Source organism: Ruegeria sp. C12, assembly GCF_056537745.1.
On record NZ_JBQFSA010000006.1, the window covers coordinates 182,548 to 201,620 of the forward strand.

The 19,073-nt window shown below is 61.5% G+C and carries 13 protein-coding genes; 6 read left to right on the forward strand and 7 right to left on the reverse strand.

Features of this window, described 5'->3' with window-relative positions; translation table 11 throughout:
• Window positions 1–31 precede the first annotated feature (31 nt).
• Genes hutU through hutI form a run of 4 tightly spaced genes read right to left on the reverse strand, consistent with a single transcriptional unit; the run spans window position 32 to window position 5,245 of the window.
• Window positions 32–1,714: a urocanate hydratase gene (hutU, locus tag ACR0C9_RS13355; RefSeq protein ID WP_480781225.1), complete on the reverse strand. Its 1,683-nt coding sequence runs from the start codon at window positions 1,712–1,714 to the stop codon at window positions 32–34.
• Window positions 1,711–2,505 carry an N-formylglutamate deformylase gene (hutG, locus tag ACR0C9_RS13360; RefSeq protein ID WP_480781226.1) on the reverse strand — a complete coding sequence of 265 codons (795 nt, stop codon included), beginning with the start codon at window positions 2,503–2,505 and terminating at the stop codon, window positions 1,711–1,713. The genes hutU and hutG overlap by 4 nt, the downstream gene beginning before the upstream one ends.
• Window positions 2,502–4,040, reverse strand: coding sequence for a histidine ammonia-lyase (gene hutH / locus ACR0C9_RS13365; RefSeq protein WP_480781227.1), 1,539 nt, complete (start codon window positions 4,038–4,040; stop codon window positions 2,502–2,504). Before hutH ends, hutG begins: the two co-directional genes overlap by 4 nt.
• Window positions 4,037–5,245 carry an imidazolonepropionase gene (gene hutI / locus ACR0C9_RS13370; protein ID WP_480781228.1) on the reverse strand — a complete coding sequence of 403 codons (1,209 nt, stop codon included), beginning with the start codon at window positions 5,243–5,245 and terminating at the stop codon, window positions 4,037–4,039. The genes hutH and hutI overlap by 4 nt, the downstream gene beginning before the upstream one ends.
• A gap of 80 nt (window positions 5,246–5,325) precedes the next feature.
• Between hutI and ACR0C9_RS13375 the strand changes: the two genes are divergently transcribed.
• Window positions 5,326–6,690 (forward strand): formimidoylglutamate deiminase, encoded by a 1,365-nt coding sequence (locus ACR0C9_RS13375; RefSeq protein ID WP_170453863.1) that lies wholly within the window; start codon window positions 5,326–5,328, stop codon window positions 6,688–6,690.
• Window positions 6,691–6,764: 74 nt separating this feature from the next.
• Window positions 6,765–7,466 carry a GntR family transcriptional regulator gene (locus tag ACR0C9_RS13380; protein WP_480584762.1) on the forward strand — a complete coding sequence of 234 codons (702 nt, stop codon included), beginning with the start codon at window positions 6,765–6,767 and terminating at the stop codon, window positions 7,464–7,466.
• On the opposite strand, the gene phnY is transcribed toward ACR0C9_RS13380, so the two are convergent.
• Both phnY and ACR0C9_RS13390 read right to left on the reverse strand, forming a co-directional pair.
• Window positions 7,460–8,905, reverse strand: a complete 1,446-nt coding sequence (gene phnY, locus ACR0C9_RS13385) for a phosphonoacetaldehyde dehydrogenase (protein ID WP_480781229.1) — start codon at window positions 8,903–8,905, stop codon at window positions 7,460–7,462. The two genes, ACR0C9_RS13380 and phnY, sit on opposite strands and share 7 nt — an antisense overlap.
• A 76-nt stretch (window positions 8,906–8,981) precedes the next feature.
• Window positions 8,982–9,962 (reverse strand): LysR substrate-binding domain-containing protein, encoded by a 981-nt coding sequence (locus ACR0C9_RS13390; protein WP_170756596.1) that lies wholly within the window; start codon window positions 9,960–9,962, stop codon window positions 8,982–8,984.
• 344 nt (window positions 9,963–10,306) lie between these two features.
• Here ACR0C9_RS13390 and ACR0C9_RS13395 point away from each other — a divergent pair, with 344 nt between their 5' ends.
• The 3 genes from ACR0C9_RS13395 to ACR0C9_RS13405 all read left to right on the forward strand — a co-directional run bounded on the left by ACR0C9_RS13395 (window position 10,307) and on the right by ACR0C9_RS13405 (window position 17,217).
• Window positions 10,307–14,044 (forward strand): beta strand repeat-containing protein, encoded by a 3,738-nt coding sequence (locus tag ACR0C9_RS13395; protein WP_480781230.1) that lies wholly within the window; start codon window positions 10,307–10,309, stop codon window positions 14,042–14,044.
• Window positions 14,045–14,107: 63 nt separating this feature from the next.
• Window positions 14,108–15,850, forward strand: coding sequence for a type I secretion system permease/ATPase (locus ACR0C9_RS13400; protein WP_480584772.1), 1,743 nt, complete (start codon window positions 14,108–14,110; stop codon window positions 15,848–15,850).
• Window positions 15,847–17,217, forward strand: coding sequence for an HlyD family type I secretion periplasmic adaptor subunit (locus tag ACR0C9_RS13405; protein WP_480781231.1), 1,371 nt, complete (start codon window positions 15,847–15,849; stop codon window positions 17,215–17,217). The genes ACR0C9_RS13400 and ACR0C9_RS13405 overlap by 4 nt, the downstream gene beginning before the upstream one ends.
• Window positions 17,218–17,320: 103 nt before the next feature.
• Here ACR0C9_RS13405 and ACR0C9_RS13410 read toward each other — a convergent pair whose 3' ends face one another.
• Window positions 17,321–17,938 carry a TetR/AcrR family transcriptional regulator gene (locus tag ACR0C9_RS13410; protein ID WP_170453869.1) on the reverse strand — a complete coding sequence of 206 codons (618 nt, stop codon included), beginning with the start codon at window positions 17,936–17,938 and terminating at the stop codon, window positions 17,321–17,323.
• A gap of 180 nt (window positions 17,939–18,118) precedes the next feature.
• Here ACR0C9_RS13410 and ACR0C9_RS13415 point away from each other — a divergent pair, with 180 nt between their 5' ends.
• Window positions 18,119–19,048 (forward strand): AEC family transporter, encoded by a 930-nt coding sequence (locus ACR0C9_RS13415; RefSeq protein ID WP_170622208.1) that lies wholly within the window; start codon window positions 18,119–18,121, stop codon window positions 19,046–19,048.
• The last annotated feature ends 25 nt before the right edge of the window (window positions 19,049–19,073 follow it).

Consider the following 19,073-nt stretch of genomic DNA (forward strand, 5'->3'; position numbering starts at 1 on the left):
ACGATCTCGTACGCAATTGAGAAACAAGGTGTCAGCCCAGAATGCCCGGCAGCCGCAACCCGTGTTCGCGCGCGCAGGCTTTGGCATCCTCGTACCCCGCATCGGCGTGACGCCAAACGCCCGAGGCCGGATCGTTCCACAGAACGCGCTCCAGCCGTTTTGCAGCCTCATCCGTGCCATCAGCGCAAATCACCACGCCTGCGTGCTGGCTGAACCCCATACCGACCCCGCCGCCATGGTGCAACGACACCCATGTCGCCCCCGAGGCGGTGTTGACCAGCGCATTCAGCAGCGGCCAGTCGCTAACCGCATCCGAGCCGTCCTTCATCGCCTCGGTCTCACGGTTCGGGCTTGCGACCGAGCCCGAATCCAGATGATCGCGCCCGATCACCACCGGTGCTTTCAATTCGCCGTTGCGAACCATTTCGTTGAACGCCAAACCGGCGCGATGGCGGTCGCCCAACCCGATCCAGCAGATACGGGCGGGCAGGCCTTGGAAGGCGATCCGCTCCTGCGCCATGTCGAGCCAGTTGTGCAGATGTGTGTTCTCGGGGAACAGCTCTTTCATCTTGGCGTCGGTCTTGTAGATATCTTCCGGGTCGCCCGACAGCGCGCACCAGCGGAACGGGCCGATGCCACGACAGAACAGCGGGCGGATATAAGCAGGCACGAAGCCGGGGAAGGCAAAGGCGTTTTCCAGCCCCTCATCCTGCGCCACCTGCCGGATGTTGTTGCCGTAATCCAGCGTCGGCACGCCTGCGTTCCAGAAATCGACCATCGCCGCCACGTGTTGCTTCATCGACGCGCGCGAGGCTTTTTCAACCGCCTTGGGATCGCTTTCGCGCTTGTCCTTCCACTGCGCCATGGTCCAGCCCAATGGCAGATAGCCGTTGACCGGATCATGGGCGCTGGTCTGGTCGGTGACGATGTCGGGGCGCATGCCGCCTTCCTGCATCCGCCGATAGATTTCGGGGAAGATTTCGGCTGCGTTGCCCAGCAGGCCGACCGATTTCGCCTCACCCGCCTTGGTCCAGCGGTCGATCATTTCCAACGCTTCGTCCAGCGTCTCGGCCTTCTCATCCAGATATCTGGTGCGCAGACGGAAATCGATGCTGTCCGGGTTGCACTCGACCGCCAGACAGCAGGCCCCGGCAAAGACCGCCGCCAAAGGCTGCGCGCCGCCCATGCCGCCCAAACCGCCGGTCAGAATCCACTTGCCGGTCAGGTCGCCGTCATAATGCTGACGCCCGGCCTCGGCAAAGGTCTCATAGGTGCCCTGAACGATGCCCTGCGTGCCGATATAGATCCACGAGCCAGCGGTCATCTGGCCATACATCATCAGGCCCTTCTTATCGAGCTCATTAAAGTGATCCCAGTTCGCCCAATGCGGCACCAGATTCGAGTTCGCGATCAGCACCCGAGGCGCATCCGGGTGGGTGCGCACAATCGCCACCGGCTTGCCGGACTGCACCACCAGCGTTTCATCCTCTTCCAGATCCTTGAGGCTGGCGACGATGGTGTCGAAATCCTTCCACGTCCGCGCCGCGCGGCCAATACCGCCATAAACCACCAACTCATGCGGGTTTTCGGCCACGTCCGGGTGCAGGTTGTTCATCAACATCCGCAGCGGCGCCTCGGTCATCCAGCTTTTGGCGTTCAGTTCGGGCCCGGTGGGCGGGTACACGTCACGGGTGTTTTTGCGAGGGTCAGTCATCGGGCAAGCTCCAATGCGGTGTCGTGGATAGCGTCGAGTATATCTTTCAGCCAGCGGCGCAGGCGCGTGGCTTTGCGTTCGTCATAGGACCACGGCGGGCGCTCGGCGGTCAGGTAGGTGGATTGGGCCAGTTCCATCTGAATGGCGTGCAGCCCTTCGGCAGGGCGGCCATAATGGCGGGTCGTCCAGCCGCCCTTGAAGCGCCCGTTCAGCACTGCGCTATAGGGCGATGAGGCTGCAAACTCATGGGCAATGGCCTCAATCTGCGGCGCGCAGGTTTCGCCGTTATTCGTTCCGAGGTTCATGTCCGGCAGCGTTCCGTCAAACAGGAAGGGGATATGACTGCGGATCGAGTGGCAATCATACAGCACCGCAACACCGTGGATCGCCTTGACCCGCGCCAGTTCGGCCTCAAGGGCGGCGTGATAAGGCGCGTGGAAGGCGGCGCGGCGGGCGGCGATGTCTGCCTCGGACGGCGGATCATCCCAGATATCCTGCCCGTCAAAATCCGTCAGCGGCACCAGCGTCGTGGTGTTCTGTCCGGGGTAAAGCGACACGCCCGACGGGTCGCGGTTGGCATCAATCACATAGCGGTGGAATGTGGCGCGCACAGTCGTCGTGCCGGGGATCAGACCGCTATACAGCCGGTCAATGTGCCAGTCCGTATCGGCCAGCGCCCTGCCCCGGTCGTTCAACCGGGCCTCGACCTCGGGCGGTACATAGGTGCCGGTATGGGGCAGGCCCAGCACGATGGGGCTGTCGCCCTGCGTGACCTCAACCGGGTCGATCATGCGCCAAGCTCCGGCATGTCTATACCTGTGCCATGGGCAATCTCACCGTTGGCAATTAGAGCATAGGCGGCTTCGATATCCGGCGCGGTATAGCGGTCGTCGCCCAGGGGCGGCACCATAGCGCGCAGGCGCGCCATCACGCCCTGCAGGGTCTCGCTGGTGGGCAGCGGCGCGCGGAATTCGACGCCTTGCGTGGCGCAGAGCAACTCGACCCCAAGAATGCGTTCAAGATTGGTCACCATCTGCCCCAGACGCCGCGCGCCATGGGCGGCCATGCTGACGTGATCCTCCTGATTGGCAGAGGTGGGCGTCGAATCCGTCACGCAGGGATTGGCCAGATGCTTGTTCTCGCTCATCAGCGCGGCCGTAGTGACTTCGGCAATCATCAGGCCCGAGTTCAGCCCCGGATTGGGCGTCAGGAAGGGCGGCAGATCAAAGCTGAGCACCGGATCGACAATCAGCGCGATGCGGCGTTGGGCAATCGCCCCGATCTCGGCCACGGCCAGCGCGATCATGTCGGCGGCAAAGCCCACCGGTTCGGCATGGAAATTGCCGCCGGAGACGATCAGCCCGGCCCCGGACAGGACCAGAGGGTTGTCGGTGGCGGCATTTGCCTCGATCTCCAGCGTGGTGGCGGCCTGACGCAGCACATCCATCGCCGCGCCCACCACCTGCGGTTGGCAGCGAATGCAATAAGGGTCCTGAACCCGTGTGTCGCCCTCACGATGGCTTTCGCGGATCACCGACCCGGCCAGCAGCGCGCGCATGGTGGCCCCGGCCTCGATCTGGCCGCGATGGCCGCGCAACGTATGGATTTCCGGTTGCAATGGGGCCGTGGACCCCATGATCGCATCCGTGGTCAGCGCCGAAGTCACCAACGCGCTTTGCGCCGCCTGCCACGCACCAAACAGACCCGCCAGCGCAAAAGCGGTCGAGAACTGGGTGCCGTTGATCAGCGCCAACCCTTCCTTGGGGCCGAGTTCCACCGGGGTCAAACCGGCGGCGATCAGCGCCTTGTGGCCGGGTATCACCTCGCCGCCATATTCGGCTTCACCCGCGCCCATCATGACAGCCGCCATGTGCGACAGCGGTGCCAGATCGCCCGAAGCGCCCACCGAGCCCTGCGCCGGGATCACCGGGGTGACGCCTTTGTCGAGCATGGCTTCAAGCAGGTCGATCAGTTCCAGCCGCACACCGGACGCGCCACGCCCAAGGCTGAGCAGTTTCAGCACCATCATCAGCCGCGCAACCGCGCGCGGGATCGCAGGACCGACACCACAGCAATGAGACAGGATAAGATTACGTTGCAGGGTCGCCGTATCCTCGGCGGCAATCTTGACGCTGGCCAGTTTGCCAAAGCCCGTATTGACCCCGTAAACCGCCGCCTCACCCGCCGCAGCCTCGGCAATGCGCGCCTGCGCCGCTTCGATGCCGGGGCGGCAGGCCGGGTCAAGCCGCACCGCGCATTCCTCGCGGTAAACCTGTTCCAGTTGCGCCAGCGAGACAGCGCCGGGGGTTAGTGTCAGCGGGGTCAAAACGCACCTCCGATGATGCGGGCGTGAAGCGGGTTGAAGCCGATGCGATAGGCGAGTTCCGCCGGGTGCGAGACGTTCCAGACCGCGAAATCGGCGCGCAGGCCGGGGGCAATCTGGCCGCAAGCGCTCAGACCCAGCGCGCGGGCGGCGTTGGTGGTGACCCCTTGCAAGGCCTCTTCGGGCGTCATGCGAAACAAGGTGCAGGCCATGTTCATCGCCAGCAGCAAAGACGTCATCGGGGCAGAGCCCGGATTGCAATCGGTCGCCAGCGCCATCGGCACATTGTATTTGCGCAGCAGGTCGATCGGCGGGGCCTGTGTCTCGCGCAGCGTATAGAACGCTCCGGGTAGGATGACGCCCACGGTACCTGCCTCAGCCATGGCCTGAACGCCGTCTTCATCCAGATATTCGATGTGGTCCGCCGACAACGCGCCATATGAAGCGGCCAGCTTTGCACCACCCAGATTAGACAGTTGCTCGGCGTGAACCTTGATCGGCAGACCAAGCTGCTGCGCCACATCGAACAACGGCACCAACTGGTCGGGCAGGAAGGCTATTGCTTCGCTGAACGCATCTACCGCATCGACCAGACCCTCGGCATGGGCGGCGCGCAGGGTCGGGATGCAGATTTCGGCGATGTAATCTGTGGGCCGATCGGCAAATTCCGCAGGCACTGCATGGGCACCCAGGAAACTGGTCACCACGCGCACCGGGCGGTGTTCGGGCAAAGCCCTGGCCGCGCGCAGCATGGTCAACTCGGTTTCGTGATCCAACCCGTAACCCGATTTGACCTCGATCACGGAAACGCCCTCGGCCAGCATCGCGTCGACGCGGGGTAGCGCCTGCGCGATCAGGTCATCGACACTGGCCGCGCGCGTCGCCTTCACGGTCGAGATGATGCCACCCCCGGCCCGCGCGACCTGTTCATAGCTGGCCCCGTTCAGGCGCATTTCGAATTCGGCCGCGCGATGGCCGCCATGCACCACATGGGTGTGGCAGTCGATCAGTGCTGGCGTTACCAAACGGCCCTCCAGTGAGGTTCTGGGCAGCGCCGAATACTGTGCAGGCAATTCCGTCTGAGCACCGACCCAGACAATCCGACCGCCCTGAACGGCAATCGCGGCCCCATGGATCAGCCCGTATGCGGCCTCACCCGCCATGGTCGCGGCATTCAGGTCAGTAAACAGGTGGTCGGGGGCCTGCATTCGAATCCCTCTCGTGAAATTCTCTCTTTTCTGGTACAGGTGTTTATGCTTTATGTCTATCCATAAAACCGGAGGCAAATATGACCACCATATTCGCAAACCGCGCCCTGCTGGCGGATGGATGGGCCGAAAATCTGCGGCTGGAGGTTCAGGACGGGCGCATTTTACGCCTGACGACGGACGCGGCAGCCATGCAAGGCGACACCCGCGTCGATACCTTGCTGCCCGCGCTGTCCAATCTGCACAGCCACGCCTTTCAGCGCGCGATGGCCGGGATGACCGAGTACCGTTTGGCGGGTCGCGACAGTTTCTGGACCTGGCGCGAGTTGATGTACCGCTTTACCGCGCATTTGACGCCGGATCAGGTGCAGGCCAGTGCCGCGCTGGTCTACCTTGAGATGCAGGAGGCCGGATATGCCGCAGTCGGAGAGTTCCATTACCTGCATCACCAACCCGGCGGGCAGCCCTATGACCGGCTTGCCGAACTCAGTGACCGGATCATGGCTGCCGCTGGTGAGACCGGGATCGGGCTGACTCACCTGCCGGTGCTTTACAGCTACGCGGGCGTCGGGGAAAAACCTCTTGAGGCCGGACAGGCCCGGTTCGGCAATGATGTGGACCGGTTCTGTGCGTTGGTCGATCAGTCGCGCGGCGCGCATGGCGAACTGCCACCGGACTGCCGCGTTGGCATCGCGCCGCATTCCCTGCGCGCCACCTCACCCGCCGATCTGGCGCAGGTGATCGCCGCGCAAGGCACTGGTCCGATCCACATCCACATCGCCGAGCAACCCAAAGAGGTGGCCGAAGTACAGGCCGGTCTGGGCGCGCGCCCGGTAGAATGGCTGCTGGCCAATGCCCCCGTCGATGCCAATTGGTGCCTGATCCACGCCACCCAGATGACCGAGGCCGAGACCCGCGCTATGGCCGCCAGCGGGGCCGTCGCAGGCCTGTGCCCCATCACCGAGGCCAATCTGGGTGATGGTCCGTTTAACGGCCCGACGTATCTGGCCGCTGACGGGACGTTTGGGGTCGGCTCGGATTCCAATGTGCTGATTTCTTTGACGGAAGAACTACGCACGTTGGAATATTCCCAGCGGCTGCGTGATCTGTCGCGCAATGTGCTGGTTGTGGGTGAAGGCTCGGTCGGGCAAACGCTCTATTGCGGCGCGGCCATGGGTGGCGCACAGGCTTTGGATCGCGATGCGGGCCAGATCGCCGAGGGCAAGCTGGCTGATCTGGTCGCCATAGACAGTCAAAACCCGGCGCTGTGTGCGCTGCGATCCGATCAGGTGCTGGACGGGTTGGTCTTTGCGGCCAGGGACTCGGTCGTGACCGATCTTTGGTCCGCCGGGCGGCATCAGGTGCGCAACGGTCGCCATATCCATCGCGACCGGATCATCGCCACGTACCGAACCGCGATAGAGGGGCTTTTGTCCGCGCTGTGATTAGGTTGATAGCTTTGCATCCAGATTTAATCCGGACATAATATGAATAGAGGCAGATATTAAGTGAGCAACCCGTGACCGTGCCAAAGACAATGGGCTTTCAGGACATACGCGACGAGGTTCTGAACCGCATCCAGACCCGCATCTGGCCACAAGGCAGCCTTTTGCCGACCGAGTTGGAGCTTGCAGCCGAGTTCGGTTGCGCCCGCGCCACTGTCAATCGCGCTCTGCGGGAATTGTCCGAGCAAGGGATCATCACCCGCAAGCGCAAGGGCGGCACGCGCGTCGTGACCACTCCGGTCAAGCAGGCCAAGCTGCCGATCACCGTGGTTCGCCAAACCATCGAGGATATGAATGCCGAATACCGCTATGCTCTGGTCAGTCGGACCCTGATTGATTGTCCCGCATGGTTGCAGGCCAAGCTGGGTCTGGCCGAGGGGGCTCAGGTCCTTCACCTGCACTGCATGCACCACGCCGACAACCGCCCCTTTCAGTTCGAGGAACGCTGGATCAATGTCGAGGCGGTCCCCCATGTGGTGGACGAGGATTTCCTTGCAACCGGACCCAACGAATGGCTGCTGGCCGAGGTGCCCTTTTCAAACGCGGAGATCGCCCTGTCGGCGGTTCCGGCCACGGGGCATTTGCAGGATTTCCTGTCCGTCCCGCCCGGAACGCCGCTGTTCCAGTTGGAGCGCACGACATGGTTTCAGGCCAAACCGGTGACATTCGTGCGCATGACCTTCCATCAGGGATACCAGATGCGCACCACTTACTGAGGCCAGGGCAGCGAGTAGGTTTTGACATTGGTGAAGAACTTCATCGCTTCGATGACACCTTCTTTCACACCATTGCCGCTGTCCTTTATGCCCCCGAACGGAGACATCTCAATCCGGTAGCCCGGTTGCTCCCAGATATTGCAGGTGCCGACGTGCAGCCCGTTGATATAGGCAATCGCGCGGTTCAGATCGTTTGTGCAAACGCCCGATGACAGGCCAAACGGCGTGCCATTGGAAATTGCCATCACCGCGTCGTCATCGTCGGGGACACGCAGGATGGGGATGATGGGGCCGAAGGTTTCCTCCATCACCAACGCACTATTGTAGGGCACGTGATCAACCACGATTGGGGGCAGTAAGGCCCCCTGTCGCCCGGGGTGATACAGAACTTGCGCGCCCTGCCGTTCGGCATCCATCACGCGGGTTTCAAACAGCGCCGCAGCCTCTGCATGGATCACGCAGCCCAGTTCCGTTTCCGGGTCCTGCGGGTCGCCAAAACGGATGGCTTTAGCCTTGTCCAGCACGAAGGGCACAAAACGATCTGCCACGCTGTTTTGAACCAGAATACGTTTGACGGCGGTGCAGCGTTGCCCGGAATTGCCCGTTGCCCCGGCAACCGCAATGGCCGCGGCCCGGTCCAGATCGGCGTCGCTCAGATCGTTCAGCACAATCAGCGGGTCGTTTCCGCCCAGTTCCAAGGCCTGCCGCTTGTACCCCGCCTTGGCCGCGATACTTTTGCCGACGGGAACGCCCCCGGTGAAGGTGATGATGTCGATATGGTCATTGGTGACCATCTCATCCCCGATCTCTTGCGGCCAGCCGGTGACAACCTGAAACATCTCGGGCGGTAAACCGGCCTCATACAGAATGTCGGCCAGGCTGAGCGCGGTCAGAGGGGTCAGTTCGGTCGGCTTGCAGACCATGCAATTGTTTGTCGCAATCGACGGCGCGATCTTGTGGGCGACCATGTTCAAAGGGTGGTTGAACGGTGTGATCGCACTGATGGCGCGGACGGGTTCGCGCTTGGTGAAAATCTTGCGGGGCTTGCCGTTGGGGGTCAGGTCGCAGGAAAAGACCTCGGCATCATCGCGCAGCGCCTCAGAGGCGGCGAACTGAAACACATCCTGCGCCCGTTTGGTTTCATAGATCGCGTGCTGATGGCAAATCCCAAGCTCCAGCGTCAGCCATTTCGCGAGGTACTCGCGCCGCTCACCGATCAGGTCGCCTGCACGCTGCAAGATCTGGCTGCGCTCATAGCGGGTCAGTTGGGGTGTGTAATTGGCGGCAATCTCGAAGGCCTGTCGAACGTGATCGACCGAGCCTGCGGGAACAGTGCCGACGACCTCGTTCGTGTAAGGATAATGGACCGGAATGATGGCCTCAGAGAACACCACCTGCCCGCCGATGCGCATGCCTTCGTTCCGAATGTCCACTGCCATCTGCCTACCCCAATTGCCACGGGTCAACGGATAGAACTGCCCTCCGCCCTGCGTCAACAATCGGTTTCGAGAAAACTCAGGCTTGGGCAAGTGCGGGGCACTGCCCCTGATCGGCGGGAAGCTCGGACCGATAGGTCGGAATAACCCCAACCGGCGGCTTTTCCCGGATGTATTCCCCTATCCGCGCCAACATCGGTTTTCTCGGGCAATTGGGGCGTGTAGCAGCCCCCAGATCGCGCAGATGACCGGGCGCGTCGAACGGAATAAAGCACAACGGCCAGTTGTCGCGCTTGAATTGCTCGGCCGCCAAAGCCGAGACAATGGTGCAGTCATCCGAATGGCAGATATGACGGCAGATCGTTTCGAACCGCAGGGCAGTCAGGTCAAAGCGCTTGCTGATCCGGGTTGAGGGGTCATGTTTGGGCAACCGCTCCTCAAGCTCATAGCCAAAACTGTGCGGCAGGCGGATGAAATCATGCGGCGGCACGTCTTCCGGGGCGATCGAGGGTAAGGTGCACAGCGGATGCCCCTGTCGCAGCGCCAGAAACAGCGGCTCGGACCAGATCGAGGTGAAATCCAACGCGGCACTGTTGTTGATCTTGGCCACCAAAGCCATGTCCAGCGCATGATCTTCGACCATCTGCAGCATGTTCTGCGGCAGGTCTTCGATCATGGTGACACGCATGCGCGGGAACAGCGTGTTAAACAGTTCCGAGAAATACTGCGTCAGATAGGGGGCCAGCGTGGGGGTCATGCCGATGGTGAAGGGCACAGCCTCGGGGTCGCGGAACTCGGTCGCGGTATCGCGGATCTTTTGCGCGTCGGCCAGAATGCGCGCTGCGATGTCCACGATCCGCGCGCCGCAGGCGGTCGGGCGCACCTCGTTGTTCAGCCGCAGGAACAATTCGGTGCCAAGCTCATTCTCAAGCTTCTTGATCTGGTTGGACATCGCCGGCTGGGACACGTTGCACGCCTGCGCGGCCTGACTGAACTGACCGTGTTTGGCAATCGCAAGGACGTATTCCAGATCACGGATATTCATTTTGGCAAACGTCACAATTGGAAATGGGAACACTCATGCCGTCAAAATACGCCTGAGGGGCCGGATTCAGAAGACCTGCGCCCGAAATCCGGGGGGATAAACGCTCACTTCCGTTAACAAATCTGTCAACTTTCGAAAATGAATAGGGCAAACCGCGTCGCGTGTATGCGTGAGGCGCCTTGTTTTTCGGGGTTTGAAGGTTTCAGACCTCACGCGTTTTGTGACTATTTGCATCGGTTATAGCCCCGATTTGGACGATGAATTTCCGCCGCCTCGGGGTGGGGCCTACTCCTTTGATGCGTCGGCTGCCCAAGCATTCGGGCCGCCTGCACCACGCAACAAACCTGACGGAGTGACCCATGCTGTCCCAATTCGTAGAAAGCCTGCGCGCCCGTCTCTTGACCACGTCAACCTTGGCGCAAGAGACGACCCGCGACGGCCAAACCCTTTTCAACAACTTCTTCCAGAGCACGGTGGTGGACGACACCCCCGCCTTTGTTCTGGCCAATGATTTCTCGCGCCTGCTGAACTTTGGCGAGATCGTCACCAACAACGCTGTTGCCGCTGTTCAGGCGCAGGGGCAGGATGTTGACATCTTCAATTTCCGCTCGGGCGTGATCGACGCCAATAACGGCCCGGACGCGCTGGCAACCGGTATTCAGGTCACCGGCAGCGCCGCTGTGCGCAACTTTGGTGCCATTTCCGGCGACTTCAACGGTGTTCAATTCCTGGGCGCAGACAGCTCGGGCAGCCTGGACAATTTCCGGGGCGGCGTGATCAGTTCCGATAGCCGCGCGGTGGACATCCAAGGTCAAGGCATCGATTTGCGCAACTTCGGCGACATCGTCGGCACCGGCGACCAGCGCAATGGCACGATCTACACCAACAGCACTGCCGAGGATATCTCGATCTCGAACTTCGCGGGCGGGACCGTGGATGCCGGTGAGGGCAATCAGGGCGCAGGCGTTTCGCTTCAGATTGGTGATGAGATCGGCGACCGTGTGGAAACCGATGTGTTCAACGGCTTTGGCGCGACCATTCAGGGCCGGGGTCAGGCGGCGTCGAACACCGCGCTGGCGGGCGACGGTATCCGCATCGACAATGGCGCCGAAGGCACCATTCTGGACACTGAGATCGTCAACAGCGGCCTGATTTCTTCGGAAAGCACCCAAGGCACCGCTGCTGGTATCCGTATCGCTGACGGTGCAAACACCGAAGGCGAGATTCTGAACACCTCGACCGGTGTGATCGAAGGCGCTGCAAATGGCCTGTATATCGGTCAGGGCGCGCATGATCTGGACGTTCTGAACTTTGGCACCATTCAGTCGGACAGCCGCGCGGTGAATATCGATGGCACGGGTGTCAACCTGATCAACGGCGGCGACATCCTCGGCACCGACGATCAGCGCAACGGCACTGTTTATGCCGATGGCACAGCCGACGACTTCTCGGTCAACAACCTGGCCACCGGGACCATCGACGCGGGCGAGCACAATCAGGGCTCGGGCTTTGGCGTCGAAATCGGCGGGGCCGCAGATGGCGCGAATTCGTTCACGCTGGACAATGCCGGTACAATCCAGGGCCGTGGCAACGCAGCCGCAGGCACCAATGCGGCGGGTGATGGCGTCCGGATCGGCAATGTTGGCAATGTCGGCACCACTGACGCGATCATCAACAACACCGGCACCATCGACTCGGAAGGGGCAAACGGAACCGTTGCGGGTGTGCGTTTTGTAAACGGTGTTTCGTTCCAGGGTGAGTTCAACAACTCGGGCGATATCTCGAGCGTTCAAAACGGTGTCTATTTCGGCAACCCCGTTGCAGGCGAAGGCGCAGATCACACCGGCGGTGTGTTCAACAACCTGGAAGGCGGAACCATTTCGTCGGACAGCCGCGCGTTCAACATCGACGGCATTGGTCTAGAAGTGAACAACGCCGGTGACATCGTCGGCACCGACAGCCAGCGCAATGGTACGGTCTATGCCGATGGCACCGCGCAGGATTTCACCTTCAACAACCTTGAAACCGGTGTTGTTGACGCAGGCGAAGGCAACGAAGGTTCGGGCTTTGGTGCTGAGATTGCAGGCGAGAATTCCTTCGAGCTGAACAATGACGGCACAATCCAGGGCCGTGGCAATGCGGCGGCAGGCACAAACGCAGCCGGTGACGGTATCCGCATTGGCAATGTCGGCAACGCCGGGACTTTCTCGGGCACCATCACCAACGCGGGCGTGGTCGCCTCGGAAGGGGCTAACGGTACCGTCGGCGCATTCCGCGCGGTGAACAACGTCAACTTCCAGGGTCAGCTGATCAACGAAGAAGGCGGTCTGTTCGAAGGTGGTCAGAACGGTGTGTACTTTGGCACCGGTGATCACGCTGGCGGTTCCTTTGTGAACCGAGGCACCGTCACCTCGGACAGCCGTGCGGTGAACATCGATGGTAAAGGGCTGGAGGTTGTCAACGAAGGCGAAATCCTGGGTACCGGCAACCAGCGCAACGGGACTGTCTACGCTGATGGCACCGCTGACAACTACACTTTCAACAACTCCGGTCTGGTGGATGCGGGTGACGGCGACAACGGGTCTGCCGTTTCGCTGCAAACCGGTGACGTCTCGGGCGATGTGGTTTCGGCCGCGATCCTGAACGAAGGCACGCTGCAAGGTCGTGGCGACGCGGTCGAGGGCAATCAGGTCGGCGACGGTCTGCGCCTGTTCACCAGCCAGGATGATGCCTCTTTCGCCGGTGTTGTTGTCAACGAAGGCCTGATCGCAGGGTCCGAGGACTCGGACGCGGCAGCCGGTATTCGTATCGATGGCGGCCTGAACCTGCTGGGTGCGATCCTGAACGAAGGTGAGATTCGCGGCACGGTCAATGCAATCGACGCCTCGGACGCAGCCAGCGTGACCATCGTCAACGACGACGAAGGTGTGATCAACGGCAACGTTCTGCTGAGCGATGGCGACGACATCTTTGTCGATCTGGGTACCACCAACGGTGACATCGTTGGCGGCGCAGGGGATGACGTGCTGATCGCAGGCGATGGGGACAATGTTCTGACCGGCGGTCTGGGCAATGACTTCATCGACGGTGGCGACGGCATCGACACAGCCGATTTCTCGGATCTGGATGTCGCGGTCGAGGTTCGTCTGGACGCCAACGGCAACGGCACCGCCACACGCGATACGGGCTTCAACATCTCGGTCGTCGATGCGGTTGTCGCAGCACCGGGTCAGTTCGGGTCGGCTATCGAAGATGGCGCTCAGTTCGTGGAACAAGCGGTTCAGGGCAACCTGTACTACAACATCCACACCTCTGAGTTCCCGGGCGGTGAAATCCGCGGGCAACTGCTGGTCGATAGCGACGTGACCGAGAACGGCATCCGTACCGTATCTCTGAGCGGCGGTCTGGACGCGGCGCAAGAGCCTGGGCCGACCTCGGACAGCGACGCCACTGGTGACGCAACCGTTGTCATCACCCAGAACCTAGCGACAGGCGAGGTCACCTATTCTAGCGAACTCAGCGTTGTGGGTCTGAACGAAGCCGACCTGAACACGCCGATCCCGGGTGTTGTCTCTGCCATCCACCTGCACAATGCACCGGCGGGCGCGAATGGCCCGGTCGTGCAGGACACGCTGGTGGACGCGGGCGCCACGCTGGACGTCAATGCCGTGGGTGGCATCGGTGTCATCGGTCAGGACGTCATCGAGAACCAGATCGAGACAGACATCCTGCAATCCATCGAGAACGTCATCGGCTCGGACGATGGTGATGTGATCTTTGGCAGCGATCTGTCCAACGTTCTGAACGGTGGCGAAGGCGACGACCTGCTGAACGGTGAGGGTGGCGATGACATCCTGATCGGCGGCGCAGGTGCAGACACCTTCTCGTTCGGTTCGAACTTCGGCAACGACGTGATCCAGGACTTCGAAGTTGGTCTCGACCAGCTCCAGTTCGGTGACTTCGGTCCGGACTTCGGCGGCGCGCTGAGTGTCGCGCAGGATGGCAACGACGCTGTCATCTCGTTCGGAGGCGAAGGCTCGGTCCGTCTGGCCGGTGTCAACAGCACCGACCTGAGTGACGACGACTTCGTCGCGTAACCAACTCCAATCGGGGCGGCCCTCGGGTCGCCCCGTTTTTGATCAACCGGAAAGGGCTATCCGATGTTCAAGAAATCCAACCCCGTCGAAACCGCTTGGGCCGCGCTGCGCAAAGGCTTTGTCGCCGTCGCGCTGTTCAGCCTGTTTCTGAATCTGCTGATGCTGGCCGGGCCGCTTTACATGCTTCAGGTCTATGACCGTGTACTGACCAGCCAGAACATTGACACGCTGATCGCACTGACCCTGCTGTTGGGCGGCGTGTTTGTCGTGATCGCCTGCCTCGACCTGATGCGGATGCGCATCCTTGGCCGTCTTGCCGCCCGGTTCGAGATGTCTGTCGGCGCCCCAGTCCTTGGTGCGGCCATGCGCCGCCGGGTTCAGGGCCACGGTCAGGCCGGTGAAAATCTGGTCGAAGACGTCAACGGATTTCGCGAATTCATTTCGGGCAGCACCCTGACTGCCTTTTTTGATGCGCCATGGATCCCGATCTATCTGCTGGTCCTTTACGTCTTGCACCCGCTGCTGGGTCTGTTGGGGCTGGCCGGAGCCGTAACCCTGACCCTCATGGCGCTGATCAACAACGCCCGCGCCCATACTCCGATGCAAAACGCCGCGCAGGCGCGGGGACGGTCGGATGCGTTGTTCGACACCAGCGACCGCAACGCGGAACTGGTCCATGCGCTGGGGATGAAATCCGATCTGGTGCGCCGCTGGACCGCGCTGCAGATCGATGCGCACAGGCACAAGACCAAGGCCGCTGACCGGATCGCCAGCTTTTCGGTCATGTCCAAAACCATTCGCATGGGCCTGCAATCCGCGATTCTCGGACTGGGGGCCGCCCTTGCGATTACCGGCGAATCCACCGCAGGCGTGATGATCGCCGCCACAATTGTTCTGGCCCGCGCCCTGTCGCCCATCGACCAGTTGATCGGCCAATGGCGCGGCTTTCTGGCGGCGCGCGGGTCCTATGCCAAGATCAAGGCCCTGACCGACGAATTTGCCGAGACCCCGCCCAACCTGCATCTGCCCCGCGCGTTCAAATCCCTGAACGTCCGCATCGCGCAGGCCGGGCCGCCCCGCGCCATCAACGCCACGATCCGATCGATCGATTTCGCCCTGGACGCGGGCGATGTGCTGGCGGTCATCGGCCATAGCGGCTCGGGCAAGACCACGCTGGGCAAGATGCTGGCGGGCATCTGGCATCCGCAACGGGGCGAGGTTCTGCTGGACGGCAGCCCGATGGCCAAATGGAATGCCGAGGATCTGGGCAAGCAGATCGGCTATCTGCCACAAGACGTTGAGCTATTCGACGGAACGATCCGCGAAAACATCGCGCGCTTCTCGGTCGCCATCGACGATGCCGAGGTTCTGCGCGCCGCGCGCGAGGCGGGCATTCACGAGATGATCAACGCCCTGCCCGACGGCTATGAAACGCGCATCGGTCAGGGATTCTTCCTGTCCGGCGGTCAGAGGCAACGTCTGGCACTGGCCCGCGCGCTCTATGGCGATCCGTTTGTACTGGTCCTGGACGAGCCCAATTCCGATCTGGATGCCGAAGGCGAACACGCATTGCGTGAGGCTATTCTGGCCGCTCAGGCGCGCGGTGCCATTGCCATCGTGATGACCCATCGCCCCGCCACCCTTCAGGCCGCAAACAAGGTCATGGTCATGCGCAACGGGGCCCAGACTCAGTTTGGTGACAAAGAGGATGTGCTGAAGGTCAACCGCCGCAACGTATTGGAGACGCAAGCGAAACCCACACCCCAGCCCGCCCCAGCCCCCCAAGTCACAGGAGCCGCACAATGAGACAGCTTTTTCCACACACCCAATCGCAGAACACTCTGACCCTGAATGACGGGCAGATGATCGACATCACCGAAACATCGCCCGGTATTGCGCGCTATGTCCTGTTTGGACTGCTGGCCATGGTGGCTTTTGGGGCTGGTAGCGTCTACTGGGCATTTGCCTCGAAACTCGACGGGGCGGTGGTGGCCCCGGCCTCTTTCGTGGTCGAGGGCGACCGCAAGACGGTCGAGCATCTGGACGGCGGCATCATCCGCTCGATCCTGATCGCGGACGGGGATTTCGTCGAACAGGGACAGCCTCTGATCCGGCTCGACAGCACCGAGATCGAAGTCGATCTGAACGTGTTGGGCAGCCAATTGGGCGAGCTGTCGGTCCGCCGCGCGCGGTTGATCGCGCAGATGACAGGCGAGACCAGCTTTGACGAGGCCGCAGCCCTTGCCCAGTTCTCGGCCAACATGAACCGGCTGCACTGGTTCCCGGCCTATCTGACCCAGAAACAACTGTTCGACGCCGAAGCCCGCGCCCGCCGGACCGAGGCGGACATCAATGCCCAACGCATCACAGGGCTGCGCGATCAGATCGCCGGGCTGAGCGAACAGCGCCTGAGCACCCAAAACCAGATCACGATCACGCAGGTCGAATTGGACAACCTGCAGGGCTTGCTGGACAAGGGTCTGGTTGCCGCAACCCGTGTCAGCGCCCGGCAGATCGAGCTTGAGCGTCTTTCGGGCGTCGATGCCTCGCTTCGGACGCAGATGGCGCAGGCTGAGAACCAGATTCATGAGCTACAACTGACCCTGCTCAGCCAGCAAAAGCTGCGCGATGAGGTCATTGCCGGTGAACTTGCGGTGGTCGAGGCGCAACTGGACCTGATTCGCCCGCAATATGCAGGCACCGCCGAACGACGCAGCCGGATCGAGCTTGTGGCCCCGGCCAGCGGGCGCGTGGTGAACCTGACCGCCTCGACCACGGGCGGTGTGATCCGGCCGGGTGAGCATATCATGGACATTGTTCCCGCCGACCAAGCGCTGATCGTCGAAGCGCGGGTGAAAACCGCTGACATCGACAAGCTGCATGTCGGACAATCCACGCGCATCCGCCTGTCGGCCTTTGCGCAGGCCGATGTACCCGAAGCCCATGGCCAGATCTTCGATATATCAGCGGACGTGCTGGAGGATGAACGGACGGGCGAGCCCTATTACCAGGCCCGCGTCAGGCTGGATGCGGATCAACCCGCGCCGGTTACCGCGCTCGATCTTGTTCCGGGCATGCCTGCCGATCTGTTCGTCAATACCGGCGAGCGCACGGTGATCGCCTATCTGGCGCAACCCATCAGCGACCGGCTGGCACGAACTTTCATCGAATAAAGGATTTCCAAAGACCTGTGCCTTAGACCCAATACTTACCGAGTGCCATTTTAATGAGTGAAGGATGGCCTGCACCGCAAGCCCCGGTGCAGGCCATCAATTTTCAGGCACCATAGCGGGCCAGGAACATATCCACGGCATGCAGCGCGACTTCGTCAATCTCGGCCTGGCTGAACTCTTTCTGGATGCCAAAGGCAGCGCGCACCCACAGCCGAACCTTGCACAGTTCGGCAAATTGCTCGGCGGCAATCTGGACATCTTCAATCGCAAGTTCACCTCTGACAACGGCCTTTTCCAGATACTCTGCAATCTTGCGCTGTCCGTTCTGAGGTCCGGCCTCATAAAATGCCTGCCCCAGTTCCGGGAACCGATCCCGTTCTGCGACACAGACCCGGAAGACCTGTTGATTAAAGTCCGATACAAAAAACCCGACCAACTGTGTTGCGGTGATGGTCAACACCTCACGTGCTGGCTTGGTTTCATCGATCATCGACAGAACACGCTCGGCCATAAGCCGGCACTCGGTCTGTGCCACCTCGACAAACAAAAGCCGCTTGTCCGGGAAGTAGCTGTACAGCGTCGCCTTGGACACACCCGCCGCACGGGCGATGTCGTCCACACTTGCGCCTTCGAACCCATCCGCCATGAAAACCTCTCGGGCCCCGCGCAGAACCTGGTCGAATTTTCGGCCGGTGCGCAGGATGGTAGCGGTCTGGGTCATGTCGTCTCCTGATGCTTGAGGTGGTCCGAGTTTATAAACCGTTCGGTTCAGATACAAGGATTCTTGGCCATTGCGCGCAGTTTGACGTCACGATCCTGTGAAATCCGGCACTCCCAGCACGGTCACCCCTGTCCCAAGACCGGGCTTGCAGCAGGCCCAAACCATGCTAGGACAAGACCCATGGTCGAGGTCTTTCTGCGCACGCTGCCCTTCTTTGCGATCATCGGCCTGGGCTATTGGGCCGGGCGCACCCGGTTTTTCTCGGCCGAGGCCACCGCCTATCTGACCAAGTTCGTGTTCTTTTTCGCACTGTCGGCAATGCTGTTCAGGTTCGCAGCCACCCTGCCCTTTGCCGAGATTTTCAACGGCCGCCTGATCATCGGTTACCTGATCGGAACGCTGGCGGTCTATTCCCTTGCCACCTTTGTCGCGTGGTTGCGCGGCATGGACATCCCCACCGCAGCGGTCGAGGCGCAATGTGCCGCCATTGGCAATGTCGGATTTCTGGGCCTGCCGATGCTGGCCCTGCTGCTGACCGAGGCCGCAATTGGCCCGGTGATGCTGGTGCTGGCGGTTGATCTGGTGGTGTTTTCCTCACTGATTGTCATACTGATCAACGGTGGGCGGGACGGGAAACTGACCCCTTCAACGCTGCGCCTGATCGGGATCGGATTGCTGAAAAACCCGATGATCGTGTCCATTTCCGCCGGTCTGATCTGGTCAGCCTTGCAAGTGCCGGTACCCGGCCCCCTGAATGATTTCCTGACCATTCTGGGCGGGGCCGCAACGCCCGGCGCGCTGTTCGCCATCGGAGCCTCTCTGGCCGGAAAATCCGCCGAGCGCGTCCACATCGCCGCCTGGCTCAGCTTTTGCAAGCTGGTCATCCATCCCGCCTGCGTGGCCGTGGCCGTAATATGGCTGGTGCCCGTCGAAGCCTTTCCGGCGGCGGTCGCAATCGCTGCGGCGGCACTGCCCGTGGCGGGCAATGTCTACATGCTGGCCGCGCATTATAATGTCGCTCCGCACCGCGCGTCAGCCGCGATTTTGTTGTCTACTGTGGCCAGCATCCTGACCGTCCCCGTGGTCATTGCCTGGGTCGGCACCTTCTGATCTTCACCTTTTCGAAAAATACGCG

Excerpts from the sequence above, each read along its gene's own strand:
- ACR0C9_RS13395 (WP_480781230.1), top strand. The coding sequence starts at position 10,307 with ATGCTGTCCCAATTCGTAGAAAGCCTGCGCGCCCGTCTCTTGACCACG.
- ACR0C9_RS13405 (WP_480781231.1), top strand. The coding sequence starts at position 15,847 with ATGAGACAGCTTTTTCCACACACCCAATCGCAGAACACTCTGACCCTG.
- hutG (WP_480781226.1), bottom strand. The coding sequence starts at position 2,505 with ATGATCGACCCGGTTGAGGTCACGCAGGGCGACAGCCCCATCGTGCTG.
- phnY (WP_480781229.1), bottom strand. The coding sequence starts at position 8,905 with ATGGCAGTGGACATTCGGAACGAAGGCATGCGCATCGGCGGGCAGGTG.
- ACR0C9_RS13410 (WP_170453869.1), bottom strand. The coding sequence starts at position 17,938 with ATGACCCAGACCGCTACCATCCTGCGCACCGGCCGAAAATTCGACCAG.
- hutI (WP_480781228.1), bottom strand. The coding sequence starts at position 5,245 with ATGCAGGCCCCCGACCACCTGTTTACTGACCTGAATGCCGCGACCATG.
- ACR0C9_RS13375 (WP_170453863.1), top strand. The coding sequence starts at position 5,326 with ATGACCACCATATTCGCAAACCGCGCCCTGCTGGCGGATGGATGGGCC.
- hutU (WP_480781225.1), bottom strand. The coding sequence starts at position 1,714 with ATGACTGACCCTCGCAAAAACACCCGTGACGTGTACCCGCCCACCGGG.
- ACR0C9_RS13415 (WP_170622208.1), top strand. The coding sequence starts at position 18,119 with ATGGTCGAGGTCTTTCTGCGCACGCTGCCCTTCTTTGCGATCATCGGC.
- ACR0C9_RS13400 (WP_480584772.1), top strand. The coding sequence starts at position 14,108 with ATGTTCAAGAAATCCAACCCCGTCGAAACCGCTTGGGCCGCGCTGCGC.